The 15,455-nt window shown below is 67.3% G+C and carries 12 protein-coding genes; 1 reads left to right on the forward strand and 11 read right to left on the reverse strand.

The window, feature by feature from the left end; translation table 11 throughout:
• Window positions 1–41: 41 nt before the first annotated feature.
• Window positions 42–1,742, reverse strand: a complete 1,701-nt coding sequence (locus QRN34_RS04660) for a methyl-accepting chemotaxis protein (protein ID WP_285402437.1) — start codon at window positions 1,740–1,742, stop codon at window positions 42–44.
• Between the two features lie 366 nt (window positions 1,743–2,108).
• On the opposite strand from QRN34_RS04660, the gene QRN34_RS04665 reads away from it, so the two are divergent.
• Entirely contained in the window at window positions 2,109–3,311 is a 1,203-nt protein-coding gene (locus QRN34_RS04665) for an MFS transporter (protein WP_285402439.1), read from the forward strand.
• A 2-nt stretch (window positions 3,312–3,313) separates the two neighbouring features.
• On the opposite strand, the gene QRN34_RS04670 is transcribed toward QRN34_RS04665, so the two are convergent.
• From QRN34_RS04670 to QRN34_RS04715, 10 genes are all read right to left on the reverse strand, one after another.
• The gene (locus tag QRN34_RS04670) at window positions 3,314–4,915 is read right to left on the reverse strand and encodes a carboxylesterase family protein (protein ID WP_285402441.1); all 1,602 of its coding nucleotides are present in this window, start codon (window positions 4,913–4,915) and stop codon (window positions 3,314–3,316) included.
• 34 nt (window positions 4,916–4,949) lie between these two features.
• Entirely contained in the window at window positions 4,950–6,005 is a 1,056-nt protein-coding gene (locus QRN34_RS04675) for a cytochrome P450 (RefSeq protein WP_285402443.1), read from the reverse strand.
• Between the two features lie 114 nt (window positions 6,006–6,119).
• Complete coding sequence (locus QRN34_RS04680; RefSeq protein ID WP_285402445.1) at window positions 6,120–6,248, reverse strand: tryptorubin family RiPP precursor; 129 nt, start codon at window positions 6,246–6,248, stop codon at window positions 6,120–6,122.
• A 146-nt stretch (window positions 6,249–6,394) separates the two neighbouring features.
• Window positions 6,395–6,829, reverse strand: coding sequence for a pyridoxamine 5'-phosphate oxidase family protein (locus QRN34_RS04685; RefSeq protein ID WP_036142283.1), 435 nt, complete (start codon window positions 6,827–6,829; stop codon window positions 6,395–6,397).
• Window positions 6,830–6,897: 68 nt separating this feature from the next.
• Window positions 6,898–7,776 (reverse strand): hypothetical protein, encoded by an 879-nt coding sequence (locus QRN34_RS04690; protein WP_285402447.1) that lies wholly within the window; start codon window positions 7,774–7,776, stop codon window positions 6,898–6,900.
• Window positions 7,773–9,161 carry a M48 family metallopeptidase gene (locus QRN34_RS04695; RefSeq protein ID WP_285402448.1) on the reverse strand — a complete coding sequence of 463 codons (1,389 nt, stop codon included), beginning with the start codon at window positions 9,159–9,161 and terminating at the stop codon, window positions 7,773–7,775. Before QRN34_RS04695 ends, QRN34_RS04690 begins: the two co-directional genes overlap by 4 nt.
• Window positions 9,162–9,163: 2 nt before the next feature.
• On the reverse strand, window positions 9,164–10,015 hold the full coding sequence (locus QRN34_RS04700; protein ID WP_285402450.1) for a hypothetical protein: 852 nt from the start codon (window positions 10,013–10,015) through the stop codon (window positions 9,164–9,166).
• A 115-nt stretch (window positions 10,016–10,130) separates the two neighbouring features.
• A complete protein-coding gene (locus QRN34_RS04705) occupies window positions 10,131–11,702 on the reverse strand; it encodes a methyl-accepting chemotaxis protein (RefSeq protein WP_285402452.1) in 1,572 nt (523 codons plus the stop codon).
• Window positions 11,703–11,830: 128 nt separating this feature from the next.
• A complete protein-coding gene (locus QRN34_RS04710) occupies window positions 11,831–13,879 on the reverse strand; it encodes an ATP-binding protein (RefSeq protein ID WP_285402454.1) in 2,049 nt (682 codons plus the stop codon).
• Complete coding sequence (locus tag QRN34_RS04715; protein ID WP_285402456.1) at window positions 13,866–15,362, reverse strand: ATPase domain-containing protein; 1,497 nt, start codon at window positions 15,360–15,362, stop codon at window positions 13,866–13,868. Before QRN34_RS04715 ends, QRN34_RS04710 begins: the two co-directional genes overlap by 14 nt.
• Window positions 15,363–15,455: the final 93 nt, after the last annotated feature.

Below are 15,455 nucleotides of genomic sequence, written 5' to 3' on the forward strand. Positions count from 1 at the left end.
GCGCCTGCGGCTTCATGCAAGAACGGAAGGGATCCGTTGCCTCAGAACTCGCGCCACTGCCCGGCAGCAAGCGCGGGCTGGGCGACCGCCACCAGCGCGGCTTCCCGGACGGTGCTTGCCACGGGTGCCTTGACCGGCCGGGCCGTCGTCACCGCCGCGGGGGCGGAGCTCTGGACCGTAGCGGCATCCGCCAGCTTGAAGAAGGACACCTGGCGCGTCAGTTCCTGCGCCAGTTCCAGCGCCTGGCGGCTGGCGGCACTGGCTTCCTCGACCAGGGCGGCGTTCTGCTGGGTCACGTCGTCGAGGGACGCCACGGCGACATTGACCTGCTCCACGCCGGCGGACTGCTCCTGCGAGGCGGAGGAGATCTCGTTGACGATGTCGGCGACTTTGGTCGCGCTGCTGCCGATCTCGACCAGCGCCTTGCCGGTACGGTTCACCAGGTCCGAGCCCGTGCTCACGCGCTCCACCGTCGTGCCGATCAACACCTTGATGTCCTTGGCGGCCGACGCGCTGCGCTGGGCAAGGTTGCGCACTTCCGCGGCCACGACCGCGAAGCCGCGGCCCTGTTCGCCCGCACGCGCCGCTTCCACGGCCGCGTTCAGGGCCAGGAGGTTGGTCTGGAAGGCGATTTCGTCGATCAGCACCGCGATCTCGCCGATGTTCCGGCTGGCCTCGGTGATCTGCTTCATCGCTTCCACGGCTTCCTCGGCCACCGCGCCGCCACTCTTGGCTTCGTTGCGCAGGCCCTGGGAAATCTGCCGGGCGAGCGCGGCGCCCTCCGCGTTCTGCTTCACCGTGGAGGACATCTCCTCCATCGACGCGGCCGTTTCCTCGAGCGAGGACGCCTGCTCCTGGGTGCGGTTGGACAGGTCGTCGTTGCCGGCCGAGATGTCACGCGCCGCGTGTTCGACCTGCAGGGCATTTTCGCGCACGGAGCCGACGATGCGCGCGAGGTTTTCGTCCATGGTGTGCAGCGCGTTGAGCATGCGGCCCAGGTCGTCGCTGCGGCTGACCGCGAAGGATTCGCCCAGGTGCCCTTCCGCGATGCGCGTCGTGACGGAAGAGGCGCTTTCCAGCGGTGTCAGGATGCTGCGCACCAGCACGGTGGCGACACCGATGATGGCCAGGATGGCGAGCAGGCCGCCGCCCAGCAGGATGACGTTGGTGCGCGCACGCGTCGCCGTGGCTTCCGCCGAACGCTGGTCAAGGAGGGCCGTCTCGGCACCTACGAACTTGCCCAGCAGGTCGCGCATCTCGTCCATGTGCGCCTTGCCCTTGCCCTGACGCTCATAGGCGAGCGCTTCCGGGCTGGACCCGCCCGACGCGGCCTGCTGCTTCTGCAGCGCGATCACCGGGTCGATGGCGCCAGCGATCCACGCGCGATAGCCCGTGTCGAGGTCGGTAAGACGGCGCTGCTGCTCCGCATTGTCGACGGTGAGGCTGCGGAGCTGGCCGAACGCGTCCGCGTAGGCCGCCTGGCCGTTTCGCAGCGGCTCCAGCGACGCATCCTTGCCGGTGACGAGGTAACCCCGTTCGCCGGTCTCGATGTTGACCAGGGCGTTGAGCAGGGAGCCCTCCACGCGCAGCACCTGGTTCGTGTGCAGGTCCATGCGCGTGCTCTGGGCCATGGCCTGGAGCGCGCCGTAGACGATACCGACGAGCACGATCACCACGAGGGCGATCGATGCGAAGCCGCCGAAGATCAGCTTGTTTCGTGATGCGAGTTTGAAGAGTTGCATGGTGCCCCCTGGGCAGACTGAGCGCAGGCCACGGATCTGGCCGAAATGCCGACAAACGCGGATAGCGTGAGCGAATCCTGGCCCGTTCCCTGGGACGCCACCGGCCGTATGAACGTTATCGGCAGAATTCACCGCACCTTGACGATAAATACGCATAACCGGCAAATTCGCCATTTCCGGTTGCCGAAGAAGTCCGTTCGGCCGCGCGCTTTGCGCCCGGATCGCACCGACTTGCCACGGGTGGGTTGCCATTGCCTGATGTCGTGGTCGGGCCGTCCAGGGGCCAGCACCTGGGCGCACCGGCTGCCCTGGCCGTGGTCGGGCCGTCTTCTTGTCGACGATTTGGCCACCTGGGTACCATGCGGGATGCCCGCCTCCACCGACCTCGCCCCGACGACACGCGCATCGGGCACACCGGCCGACACACGCCCGCGCAGCCTCGTGGCGGCCTGTCTCGCGCACGCGCTGCACGACGGCTACACCGATGGCCTCTACGCGTTTCTCCCCGTCTGGCAGGCCCAGTTCGGCCTGTCGTACGCCGCCCTGGCTCTCCTCCGTTCGCTTTACTACGCCATCATGGGTGGCCTGCAGATGCCGGCCGACCGCCTTCTGCGGACGGCCTCCCCACGCACGGCGCTGGTGCTGGCCACGGTACTTGCCGCCATCGGGATGGCGGTGATGGCGTCGCCGACGGGCTTCGCCGGGCTTTGTCTCGGGCTGGTCATCGCCGGCATCGGCTCCAGCATCCAGCACCCACGGGCGTCCACGCTGATCACCGACGCCTATGGCGCGGGATCGCGCAAGCCGCTGGGGATCTACAATTTCTCCGGCGACCTGGGCAAGGCCATCCTGCCGGCCATCGTCGCGCTGCTGATTCCCCTGCTGGCGTGGCGCCCCGTGCTCGTCCTCATGGCGATCCTCGGCGCGGGCGTCTCGATGGCGTTGTTCGCGTTGGCTCCTTCCACGCGAGCGGGCGGGGACAGCACATCCGCCGCGCGGCACGGCGAACGTCGCAACGGCTTCGGCGTGCTGATGGCGATCGGCGTCCTGGATACCGCGACCCGCATGGGCTACCTGCTCTTCCTGCCGTTCCTCGTCCACGGGAAAGGCGGCGATTCCCCGATGGTCGGCCTGTGTCTCGCGCTGGTTTTCATCGGTGGTGCGCTCGGCAAGGCCACGTGCGGCTGGCTGGGCGACCGCGTGGGCGTGGTCGGCACGGTCGTGCTGACGGAAGCGGCGACTGCGGCTTTCATCGTGGCGACGCTGGTCACGCCCCTGTGGGCCACCCTCGTGCTGCTGCCGTTGCTCGGCATCGTACTGAACGGCACCTCTTCCGTGCTCTATGGCACGGTGCCGGAGCTATCCGACGGCGATACCGGTCGGGCCTTCGCCCTCTTCTACACCGGCGTCATCGGCTCGGGCGGTATCGCGCCCATCCTTTACGGCCTCATCGCCGACCACAGCAGCCGCGTCGTCGGCATGATCGCCGCGGCAGGCACCGCCCTGGCCATCCTGCCGCTGGTACGGCGGTTGCGCCCCCACCTCGTGACGCCGATCGGCCGCGCCTGACGCTACAGGCCGATCGTGTCCCAGAACGCGCAACCCACCCGCGGCACGCCCTCGTCCACCGGGGTTCGCGACGGCCCGTAGAGCACATTGGCCGGCGCGCCCTCCGGCGTGCCATCCAGGCGGCCGGTGCGCGCGAAGGTGGCCCAGTCCTTCTGCATGCGGTCGGACAGTGCCTGCTGCGCCGGGCTGAAGCGGGCGGGGTCCGCCAGTGCCCAGCGGGTCTGGAACAGGTACACGATCTCGGACGCGTGGTACGCGCCCAGGTCGGCCTTGCGCGACAGCGCGAACGGCGCCTGCGGGTCCGTGAACGCGTAACGCCAGGTCGGCGTGGCGCGGGCCAGCATGGTCGACAGCGACAGCGTCGGGCAGGCGAAGACGCCATCGGTCACGGCCGCCGCATACGCGTCACGCAACGAGGGATACCGCGCGGCCGGGTAGGCCCTGGCCACCGCGTCGGCGTGAGCGCCGAACGTGCTGGCCATGCGTGCGTCGTAATCGCGGCGGTCATTGAGCTGGCCCAGCTTGCCGAGCAGGAAACCGAAGAGCCGCCCCTCGTCGGCGTTGTTGCCGATGAGCACCGGCACGTGGGCGAAGTGGCCCCGGGCGAACGCCTCGCGCGGTGCTTCCGGAAGCACGCTGTCGCCGGCTATGAAGTTCCATGCATGCGGTCCCAGCACGCCGCGCGAGGGTGCCAGCGCCGCGTTCACGCCGCGCGGCGACAGGCGCCGCAGGCAGGCCACCGCATCCGCTCCCGTGCAGCCGAGCTCAGCCGCGTAGCGCAGGCCGCCCGCGTCGGCGTCGGCCACCGGCACGGTCGACTCGTTCAGCGTGCAGGGGCCGCTCTGTACGATCGCGCGCTGGAACAGGCCCCGTGCGCCCGGTGCCACCAGCTGCGCGCAGACGCTCCACGCCCCGGCGGATTCGCCGAACAGAGTGACGTTGCCGGGATCGCCGCCGAACCGGGTAATGTTGTCGCGCACCCAGCGCAAGGCGGCCTGCTGGTCGAGCAACCCCAGGTTGGCCGCACCGCCGGCCTCGGCATGCAGCGCCGGATGGGCCAGGAAGCCCAGGGCCGCCAGCCGGTAGTTCACTGCCACGGTGACGACGTCCTGCCGGCGTGCCAGCACGCTGGGGTCGTATTGGCGGTTGGCACCGAGCACGAGCGCACCGCCATAGATCCACACCATCACCGGCTTGCGATCGCCGGGCTTCGCGGTCGACGGCGTATAGATATTGAGGTTGAGGCAATCCTCGTCGCCGATCACCAGCCAGTGGCTCGCCTTGCCGGTCTGTGCGCCGGGGCTGAGGTTCTGCACGCACTGATGGCCAAGCGTCGCGGCATCGCGCGGCGTTTGCCAAGGCACCGCCGGCAACGGCTCACGCCAACGCAGGGCGCCGACGGGCGCACGCGCATAGGGGATGCCGAGATAAGCCTGCCCCTCCGCCGAGGTCACGCCAATCACGGGCCCGCTCGCCGTCATCACCGTCGCTGCGGCATGCCGGTCCGCACGGGTGATATGCGTTGCCGCACCCGGTGGCGCACGGCAGCCGGCAACGGCGAACATCACCAACAGCGGAAGAAGCCATGAACCGGAGCGTGGCATCGCGGTACGTTCCTGGAAAACGAAGGGCGCGAAGCTATACGCGACGACCCGGCGACGCGATGTGAACGATCTTCACCCCATCCACGCCGAGCAAGCCGGCGAGCGGCACCTTCGCCGTGGTCTGCCGCGGGCTCACGCCCAGCCCGTTGCTGCGCAGCATGTCGAGCAACCGCTCCGCCAGCGGCATCACCATGTGCCGTCCCCAGCAGCGCTCCGAGGCATGCCCGAACGGCAGGTAGCCCGGATGGTTATCGGGGTCGAGGTCGTTCCACCGCTCGGGACGGAAGACGTCCGGATCGTCCCAGAGGGCGGGATCGCGATGGCTCACCAGCGGCAACACCAGCACGTCGTCCTTCTCGCCGATGCGGGCATCCAGTGCTGCGTACTCCGGTGAAGCGTTGCGCAGGATGTTCCACGATGGCGGGAGCAATCGCATGGACTCGTGGATGATATTCACGTTCGAATCGCCATCGTCGAAGGGCGCGCCGAGCCACATCGCATTGGCGACCAGCGTTGAGATGGTGAAGCAGACGGGCGCGACGGTGCGCCGGTAAAGTCCCATGGCATAGCGCCGGTCGTCATACGTAGACGCTTGCGCGGTCAGCGAAGCGATCGCGGAGGCCTCGGGGCCCAGCTTGAGTGACGACAGCGCGCCCGTGACGATGACCGCCCACGTCAGCTTCGGCGTGAGCTCTAGCACGCGGTCCATGAGGAAGCGCAAGCGAAGCGGATCGTGACCCAGCAGCATGTCCCGCAGGTAGACATGACCGACGCCCGGCCACTCGCCGGTGAAGTCCACGCCGGTCGGTACGGGCTCCTTTAGGGCCAGGCGGACGTCGCGACCCACGGCCTGCATCAGCTTGGCCGCGTCGGTACGGGGGATGGAGCGGCCGTGCAACGGCTTGAAGGTGGGTCGCTCGAACTCGGTGGCATAGCGCGCGGCGAGCACGCGGTCCATGATCTCGGGGCCGGCGACGCCGACGGTGGTCGCGTCCAGCCGGAACACATCGCTGCCGCCATGCTCCCGCAACAAGGCTTGCAGCCTCGGTGCGAAGACGGTCGTCCTGGCATGCTTGCCGATAGCGGGCATACGTCTCCCTACATGTCGCAAGTAGGGACCGCACCGATTGTCGTTAGAAACCCCGGCGCCTGATACGGTCCCGATCGTCGGCTGCGTTCCGCTAGCGGAACGTGGGTGGGACGGTCAGTACCAGATGTACCAGGCGTACGACTTCAGGCTTTTGTTCGGCGTGAGGATGTTCTTGAGCGCGAAGAGAGCTTTCATGGGTATCACCTCCGGTCGTTCGGGACCCGTGTGGGCCATCGAAGGCATGCGGGATCGACCGACCCCGCAACACCGTCCCGTTTCCATACTAGCCGGGCCATCCGCAGTGTGCGGCCGGCCCGGCGTGTGGACGTCCGAAATGTGACCCGGTTTGCAGAAGCGTCAGCCGTGCCGCAAATCGGGCTCGTGTGTTCTTACGGAAGGATCTCGCCTTCGTCTTCGCCGTTCCACCACGTGATGCGAATGGCATGCACCTTCAACAGCACGATGCCCGGCGTGTCCACGCCCTGCTCGAACCAGCGTTCCAGCTTGTCCTGCCAGTGCTGCTGGAGCACCGACTTCTCACGGATCACCTGTGCCCTGCCCTCGACCGCGACGAACAGCGGCGGCTTGCCGAGCAGCGACTTGGATCCGGTGAACGACAGCGCGACATGGTCATTGGCTTCGATCTCGCGAACCACATGGGTGTCTTCATAGGCGAAGAACCAGCTGTCACCGTCGTACTCCACGTCACCGTTGTTGCTCATGGGACGGCCGGCGATCTCGCCGGATGAGGTGAAGGTCTGCAGCATCGCAAAGTCGATGTCGGCCATCTTCTTGGCAAGCTCGGGAAGCGTCATCGTCGTCATGGTGGGTCTCCTGGTGAGGCTGGCAGACTGCGTCACCCCACCGGAGGGGAACGTGAAGGATGTGCGGTTTACGGCTCGACCAGGGCGGTCGATCCGTAGGCCCGGTTCATGGCCTCCTGGAACGCGTTCATCTGCTCGTTCACTTCCTTGGAAAGCGATCCCTTCTGCATGATCTCGACGGATGCATGCGAGTAGGCCATGCTCAGCTTGAAGTTCTCCTTCTGCAGGGCTTCCTGCTCGGAGACGTCCTTGGCCTTCAGGTACTTCGCGTAGTTCTCGCGCAGCGGCAGGCTGAGCTGCTGCACTTCCGCGTTGTCGATCGGCGGCAACGTGGACGGCAGGATCGTCACCTTGCGCACCACCGGCGGGGCATCCTTCTGACGGTTTGCCTCGAAGTCCTTCTTGGCATCGGGGTTCTTCCCGAGGAAGGCGACGATGAAATCCTTGGCGCGGAACACCTTGTTGTGCACCGTGTTGTTCGAGCCATTCTCATGTTCCACGACGCTGTCCGGCAGTTCCTCGTCCACGCCGTAGGTCCAGTCCTTGTCGATGAACAGGTCGTTGGACTGCCTCATCGTGCCTTCGAACGTCACGCCTTCCAGGACCACCTGGTCCAGCTTACCCATGTAGCCCGGCGAGGTCGAACCCACCTTCTCGAAGCTCTGGCGATAGATCACGTAATCGCTGAGCGTGGGATTGATGATGCCGCCACGGCCGCGGTAATAGGAGATGAACTTGATGTCGCCCACGACATCACCCTTCATCGTGTGCTCGCCAGCGTCCAGCGAGAGTTCCTTGTCCTCGTGCGGCGCCACCTCGTAGGTCTTGCCGTCGATGGTGAGCGACAGCGGCTTGTCGGTCGGGTTGTCGATGGCATAGTCGGCACTGCGGCCGCTGCAGCCGGCAAGCAGGGCCACGAGGGCCAGGGGCAGGTAGCGTTTTTTCATGAGACGGACTCGCTCGTTACAGGGGAATGGGAAGGAGAAGAAGAAGAGGTTGCACGGTTCGCGTGCCGCAAGGCTTCGTGCAGTTCGTCGGTCAGCGCCCGGGTCAATGCCTGCCAGGGCAGGATGCCGTGACAGGCATCGGTGGCCGCCACGACGGGTGATCGCCCGGCCGACGCCTCTCGTAGGGCGGCGTCGAGGGACACGCCGAGCGCTTCGAGTCGCTCGGCAAGCACCGGGTGCGCGTCGAAGGGATGGGCCATGCGCTCGTCGCCCAGATCGGTCAGCGGCGAGCCCTGGATGCTGAGGCGCAGCTGCTCGACGATGTCCTCGCCGGCCTGGACGGAGCGGTCGATCGTGGCCAACAACGCATGCAATCGGGTTTCCAGCAGGATCGCGCGCGTGAGGCCGACGGCAAAGGCCGGCGCGCCCACCAGCGCCGCACCGGCCTTGTCGGCCTCGTGCTCCCTCACCCGGCTCCAGTGACGCTCCACGGCACGAAACCGATACAGCGCATACATGGCCACCATGCGTCCGGGCCTGAGAAAAACCTTGCCGATCCAGTTGTCGTGCTCGTACTCGGCCAGCGACATCACCCGCCGCTCGAACCCGTGGTAGATCGGCGCGAAGCGTTCGCTGTAGGCCAGGTCCTGGCCGCTGAAGTGCGCCATTTCGTGGGCGACGATGCCGCGCAGTTCGTCGGCCGCCAGCCACGGCAGGTGCGCCGCGCACAGATAGAGCGTGTGCCCGTGCAACTCGCCCGCATGCGTGGCGCGGATGGTTCCGGAGGTCACGAAAAAGCCATCCAGTAATCCGATGGCGATGTGATCCAGGCGGGGAGCGCCCAGCGTGGCGGCCACGTCGTCGGTCATGGCCCAGAGCGCGGGGGCATCTTCACGCGTGAGGCAACGTGCAAGAAGGTGCATGGGCTGCGGTGCGAAGGGCAGCGCCTCCGCACGGGCACTGGACACCGCGACCCAGATCATGAAGGCGGTGAACACCGTGAACATCGTCATGATGACGCCGAAGCGGATGTCGTGGCTGACGAATCCCCAGATCAGCATCGAACAGCTGCCCGCGGCAAATGCCGAGCCCACCGCCAGCAGTTGCCAGGTCAGCAACCGCGGAAGGCACGCGTGCCACTGGGCGAAGGCATGCACCAGGATGTCGCGGGACTGCATGCCCTTCGTCGCCAGGCGGTGGGTCATGACGATGCCCACCGCGCCCAGCACCGCACCGAGGAACGCCAGCGCCATGCACGCCAGCGACGCCATGCCGGCCGGCGGGAAACCCAGCAAAAGGCCATATTGGGCGAGCCCGGCAAGGCACAGCAGGAGGGGAACGCCCACCACGGCATGCCAGGGCGCGCGCAGCACCGGATGGGACATCGTCAGTGCGCCATGAGGCCCTGGTAAGCAGGGGTGCGTCGATCGATCCGTTCCGCCAGCACGGCCAGGAACAGGTCGGCGCTGAACAGGCACAGGTAATCGAACGCGTGGACCAGCTTGCCCTGCTCGTCGAGGAGCCTGACCTTGCCGTCGGAACCGACGCCCTCGATGCGATGGATACGCTCGAGGGGAATGGTCGTGCCTTGCACTTCGATACGGGTGGCGTCGAGATCCACCGCATGGGCATCGACCTTCAGCATCCCGCCGATCAGGCGCTTGGTCAGCCGGGTGCTGCGATCGATCGCGTGGAACCGCACGGCCTTGCCCGCATCGATGGCGGCGAGCGCCACCGGCAGACGCGCGACGACCTGGCCTTCGACGATCGCGGCGCGCAAGGCGAACGAGTTGCGGCGATTGTCCAGCACGTCGACCCAGGGATCCTGCAACGAGCGCCGGAAAGCCAGGGCGTTGATGATGCCGCCCGCATAGCCGCCCGTGCGGAACAGGTAGACGTCGGCCATGTCGACGAACGGCACGGACTCGACCTGCGCCGTGCCGCGCCGGTGGACGGCCACGCCGTGCTCGTGCAGGGCCAGTTCCGTCTTCAGCGCCGTCAGCTTCCAGCCCAGCAGCATCAGCACCCCGACGACCACCATGCCGACGGACACGCCGATCAGCAAGGGCAACTTCGTCGGATCGACACGGGCCCCGCTCATCAGCGCCAGCGGGATGACTGCGCTGCAAAGCAGGAAGACGATGGCGGAAAGCAGCGGCACGATGGCCGTCCGCGAGCGGCCATGGCGGCTGACCAGGGGTCCGAGGTCTCGCGTGGCCTGTTCGGTGTGTGGCGTCATCTGGCGTCCTTTCCTCGGTACGACGATTTATCGAGGCCGGCACGCTAGCACGGATCGTAAGTTTTTATCCCCCGCCTGTTGCCAAAAACTCATGTAACGCGCGTTACATGGTGCATCACGCCGCTTCGCTTTCCAGCACGAAATAGGCGACTTCGCGGCGAAGGATATCCGCACTCTCGCGCATGGCATGACTGGCGGACGTGGCGTGCTCGACCAGCACGGCGTTCTCCCGCGTGGTCTGTTCGATACCGCGTATCGCGCCGTCGATACGGGCGATGCCCTCGCTCTGGCCGCGCGTCACGTCCATGACGGAAGCGACCAGGTGGCTGAGCAGGGCCACGCGCTCCGCGATGCCGTGCAGCACCTCGCCCGCGCGATCCACGGAGGCCACGCCCGCCTGCACGGCCTCGTCGCTCGCGGCGATCAGGCCACGGATATCGCCCGCGGCCGATGCACACCGCTGCGCGAGCGCGCGCACTTCCGCGGCCACCACGCCGAAACCGCGCCCGTGCTCGCCGGCCCGAGCGGCCTCCACGGCGGCGTTGAGCGCCAGCATGTTGGTCTGGAACGCGATCTGGTCGACCAGATCCAGCATCTCGCCCATGCGTTCGCCGGCGCGCTGGATCTCGCGCATGTTGCCCACCGCGGCCCGTGCTACGCGATGCCCCTCGTCGGTCATGCTGCGCGCGTCGACCACGGCGTGGTTGGCCGCCGTGGCATGCTCGATGCCCTGGGTCACGGCTTGCGCCATGTCGGACATGGACGCCGTGGTCAGGTCGACATGGGCCGACTGCACACGCGTCTGCGCGTTGAGTGCCTCGTTGCCGTCGGCAATACCGGAAGCGGCCTGCGCGACATGGCCAGCACGGTCGCGCACCTGGGTCACCACGTTGCCGAGCTGCGCATCCATGGCCGCGAGCGAGGTCAGCAGGGCACCGATCTCGTCGTTGCGGCCGATGTCGATGGGGGTGCCCAGGGTGCCGCCGGCGATCGACGCGGCGACCTCGGCGGCCTGGCCGAGCCGGCGACCCAGCGCGCGGATGATCGCGATATCCATCACGCTCGCGATCAGCAGCGCGAGGCCCAGCAACATCGCCGAGAACACGCCGCCGCGTGCTATATCCGCATGCTGCGCGGCCGCTGCCGTCTTGCCGTTGTCCAGGGCCAGGGCGAAGAGGTTCGAGAAGTCGCTTTTCAGGGGGCCGACGGCCGACTGCACATCGTTGGACAGCTGCAGCTGGGCCAGGTCGAACTGCTCCGCCTTCAGCAGCGCCACCACGTCGTCGATCGCCTTGTCGGCGGCCTTGCGATGCTCCGCCGCCAGGGTCACCAGCTTCGCCTGGCTCTTGCCCAGCCCGCTCGCGGTCAGCGAGGCCCACTGCCGGTCGATGTCGTGGCGATTGCTGCCGATGGCGGTCATCGCATCGTCGACGGCCGAGGGCAGCCGCATCAGCGTGGCATGCACCACGGCGTCCAGCAGGTCGTTGTAGTCGTTCTGGATATGCCCGACGTCGGCCACGGGCGCCAGCGTATCGCCGACGACGGACTGCAGGCGCGCGTCGGCCGTGCGCAGCTGCACGCCACCGACGATCCAGAGCGCAAGCAGGAGGAGGATGGTGCCGGCCAGGCGCAGCAACAGACGCGCGCGCAGGGTGAGCGTCGGCAAGCGAAAAGCGGGGGAGGACATGATGCGCTCGACGAATGGGGGGGGGTGCCTGCCTATCGGCACCGAACCGCTCCGCTTTAGCGATTAATCAAAAATTATACTTATATTTCAATAGCATAAAAGATTCATGACAGACCGCTAGACGGGGCTTACTCGCCCCCTGCCAGGATGCGTCCCACGGTCTGGCTGAAGACGTCGACGTTGAACGGCTTGGCGATCATCGTCATGCCGGCCTCGAGGAACTCCGAGCGCACGGCCGCGCCTTCGGCGTAGCCGGTCATGAACAGGATCGGTAGCGCGGGCCGCGTCTGCCGCACGATTTCCGCCAGCTGGCGGCCGTTGAGCCCGGGCAGGCCGACATCGGTGACCAGCAGGTCCACCGGCTCCAGCGAGGCGAGGATGCCGAGCGCGCCATCCGCCGTCTCGGCCGCGTCCACGTGGTAACCCAGTTCCGTCAGCAGTTCCGAGGTGAGCACGCGGACCTGGGCATCGTCCTCGACCAGCACGATGCGCTGGCCGTGACCGCCGACCACGACACCATCGGCCTCCGCCAGGGGTGCGCCCTCACCCTCCGCCGCCAGGGGCAGGTAGAGCTCGACGGTCGTTCCCTGCCCCGGCGTGGAGTCGATGCGGATGTGACCCTCGGACTGCTGGATGAACCCGTAGATCATCGACATGCCCAGCCCCGTGCCCTGGCCCAGCGGCTTGGTGGTGTAGAACGGCTCGAACACGCGCGACAGCACGTCGCCGGCCATGCCGACGCCCGTATCGCCGACCGACAGGCGAACATACGGACCGTCCGGCACGGTCGCGCCGGACGGCTCCTGCGCAAGAGACGCCAGGGCCGTGGTGATGCGAAGCTCGCCGCCGTCGGGCATGGCATCCCGTGCGTTGATCGCGAGGTTGAGCAGCGCGCTTTCCAGCTGGTTGGTATCGACCAGGGCCGGCGGCAGGCCCTCGTGCAGGTCGGTACGCAGGCGGACGCGCTCGCCCAGCGTCCGCGTCAGCAGGTCTTCCACCGAGCGAACCATGGCGTTGACCTCCACAGCCCGCGGGTCGAGGGACTGGCGCCGCGAGAACGCGAGCAGCCGCTGGGTCAGCCCCGCGGCACGCTGGGCCGAGGTGGTGGCCACGCTCATGAACCGGTCGAGGTTGTCGAAGCGCCCCTCGTCGATGCGCATGCGCATGAGGTCCATCGCGGCGAGGATGCCGGTGAGCATGTTGTTGAAGTCGTGGGCGATGCCCCCGGTCAACTGCCCCACCGCCTCCATCTTCTGCGCCTGGCGCAGTGCCGCCTCGCTGCTTTCGCGGGCGACCATCTGTTGTTCCAGTTCGGCGGTGCGTTCGGCCACGCGTGCCTCTAGCACGGCCGCCTGCTGCTGGGTCGCTTCCAGCGCCACCTTGCGCACGGTCACGTCGGTGGCGAAGACATGGAACCCGTCCACCGTGCCGTCCACCGCGAAACGCGGCAGGTAACGGATCTCCGCGTCGCGACGCCGGCCATCCCGGTGGGGCCAGCTCAATTCCATGCGAACGGGTCGGCCGGACAGGGCCACGCCCATGGCCTCGCGTCGCTCGTGCCAGGCGCGCGGTCCCATCACCTCGTCGACCGTGCGCCCGATGATGCGGGCGATGGGCATGCCGAACCAGTCTTCGTAGGCAAGATTGGCAAAGCGATACACCAGCGCCGTGTCGATGAAGGCGATCAGCACCGGCAACGCATCGGCGATCAGTCGCAGCTCGGCTTCGCTGGCGGCGAGGGCCGCCTGGCTCACTTCCAGGCGAAGCACCTGGTCGCGGATGACGAACTGCTTCTGCCGCGAGCGCTGGCCGGCGGTGACGGCACTGGCCAGCACGGACGCACTGAGCGGCCGTTCCAGCTCGATGATGTTGAGCACTTCCTCCGGCAACGCGGCGCGCCCGCCCAGACCGGGCGAGCGAGGCGCACGCAGCAGCACGAACGGGATATCCGACCAGGGTTCCTGCCTGCTCAGCGCGTCGGCCAACAAGCCGCCCATCGACCCGATGGCCTCCTCGGTGAGGACGACGACGCCGGTACTGTCATCCAGGCGACTGGCGAGTGCCGCCATCGACCTGACGATCTCGGCGCGGTAACCCAGTTCCTGCACGATGGCGGCGAGGCTTTCCGCATCCCTGCCGTAAGGCGCCAGCAGCAGGACGTTCTTACTGTCCTGCACCGGACTCTTCCAGCAACGGCGCATTATTGCCGACGAACTCCGGGGTGCCGGTCAGCACGCCCCTGAATTCATCCAGCGGTGCGCTGAGCCGCAGGCCCGAGCGATCGATGCGCAGCTCGCGGATGGTGTCTTCGTGCGCGCCGCTGCGATTCTTGATCACCGACAGCGCCTTGCGTATCCGGCCCTGCGCTTCAAAGAAACGGAACAGGATCACCGTATCGGCCATGTAGCTGACGTTGAGGTTGCCGGTGGCCATCGTGCCGACCAGGCCATGCTGCGGATGGATCAGGAAGGTGGTGACGCCGCTCTGGTTGAGGAACGACAACAGCTCGTGCATCTGCAGCATCAGCTGCTTTTCCTGCGGCATGGACGACAGGTAGCCGTTGAGGCTGTCGATCACCAGGATGCGACAGTTGTCTTCTTCCACGGCCCGGCGCACCGTCCACGCGAACTCGCCGGGCGAGATCTCCGCCGGGTCCATCTGGCGCAGGTCCAGCAGGCCGCTGGCGATGTGGGGGCGCAGGTCGAAACCGAGCGCGTCGGCACGGGTCAGCAACGTGCCCGTGCGTTCGTCGAATTCGAAGACGCAGCAGTGCTCGCCGCGCCGGCACGCGGCGGAGACGTATTGCAGCGCCACGTTGGTCTTGCCGCTGCCGGCGGGGCCGGTCAGCAGCGTGCTGGTGCCGCGCAGTGGACCACCGCCGAGCAATTCGTCCAGGCCGACGACGTCGCTGGGCACCGGCTCGCCGACGAACGGCGCGTTGTGCTCGGAGGCGACCAGGCGCGGATAGATCTCCATGCCACCGGTGCAGATGGCCAGGTCGTGGTAGCCGGCGATGAAGTTGACCCCACGCAGCTTCTGCACCTGCATGCGACGGCGCGCGGCGCCGAAATCGAGGGTCAGCCGTTCCAGCGACACCACGCCGTGGCAAAGGCTGTGCAGGTGCGCATCCCGTTCACCGCCCTCCCCCGTCAGGTCGTCGACCAGGAACACGGTGATGTTCCGTGGTGCGAAGAACTGCTTGAGGGCCAGCACCTGCCGCCGGTAACGCAGCGGGTCCTGGGCCAGCAGGCGCAGTTCGGACAGCGAATCGAAGACGATGCGGGTGGGCTTGACCCGTTCCACCTCGGCCTGGATCAACCGCACGGTGCCGTCGAGCTCCATTTCCCACGGATGCAGGATGGACTGCTGGCGACCGTCCCCCAGCACCGCCTCGGCGGAAGCAAGCTCGAACAGGTGCAGGGCATCCAGCGACCAGCCATGCGACTCCGCCACTTCGTGCAGTTCGTCTGCCGTTTCGGATAGCGTGACGTAAAGGCAGCTTTCGCCCCCGGCCGCGCCCTCCAGCAGGTACTTCAGCGACAGGGTGGTCTTGCCGGAACCGGGCTGTCCTTCGAGAAGGTAGAGCCGGTTGGCGGGCAGGCCACCCCTGAGGATGGTATCCAGGCCAGTCGTACCCGTTGGAATGCGTGTCAGCGCCATGCACAAGAGCCGTATGAGAGTAAGGGCCCGAAAGCGCCCTCAATCAGGCACTCGAGGGTTGCGGCAACCGCGTGCCAGGCGCCGGGTGGGTCG

Origin of the sequence: Luteibacter sp. ME-Dv--P-043b (assembly GCF_030209605.1) — a bacterium.
GTDB lineage: Bacteria > Pseudomonadota > Gammaproteobacteria > Xanthomonadales > Rhodanobacteraceae > Luteibacter.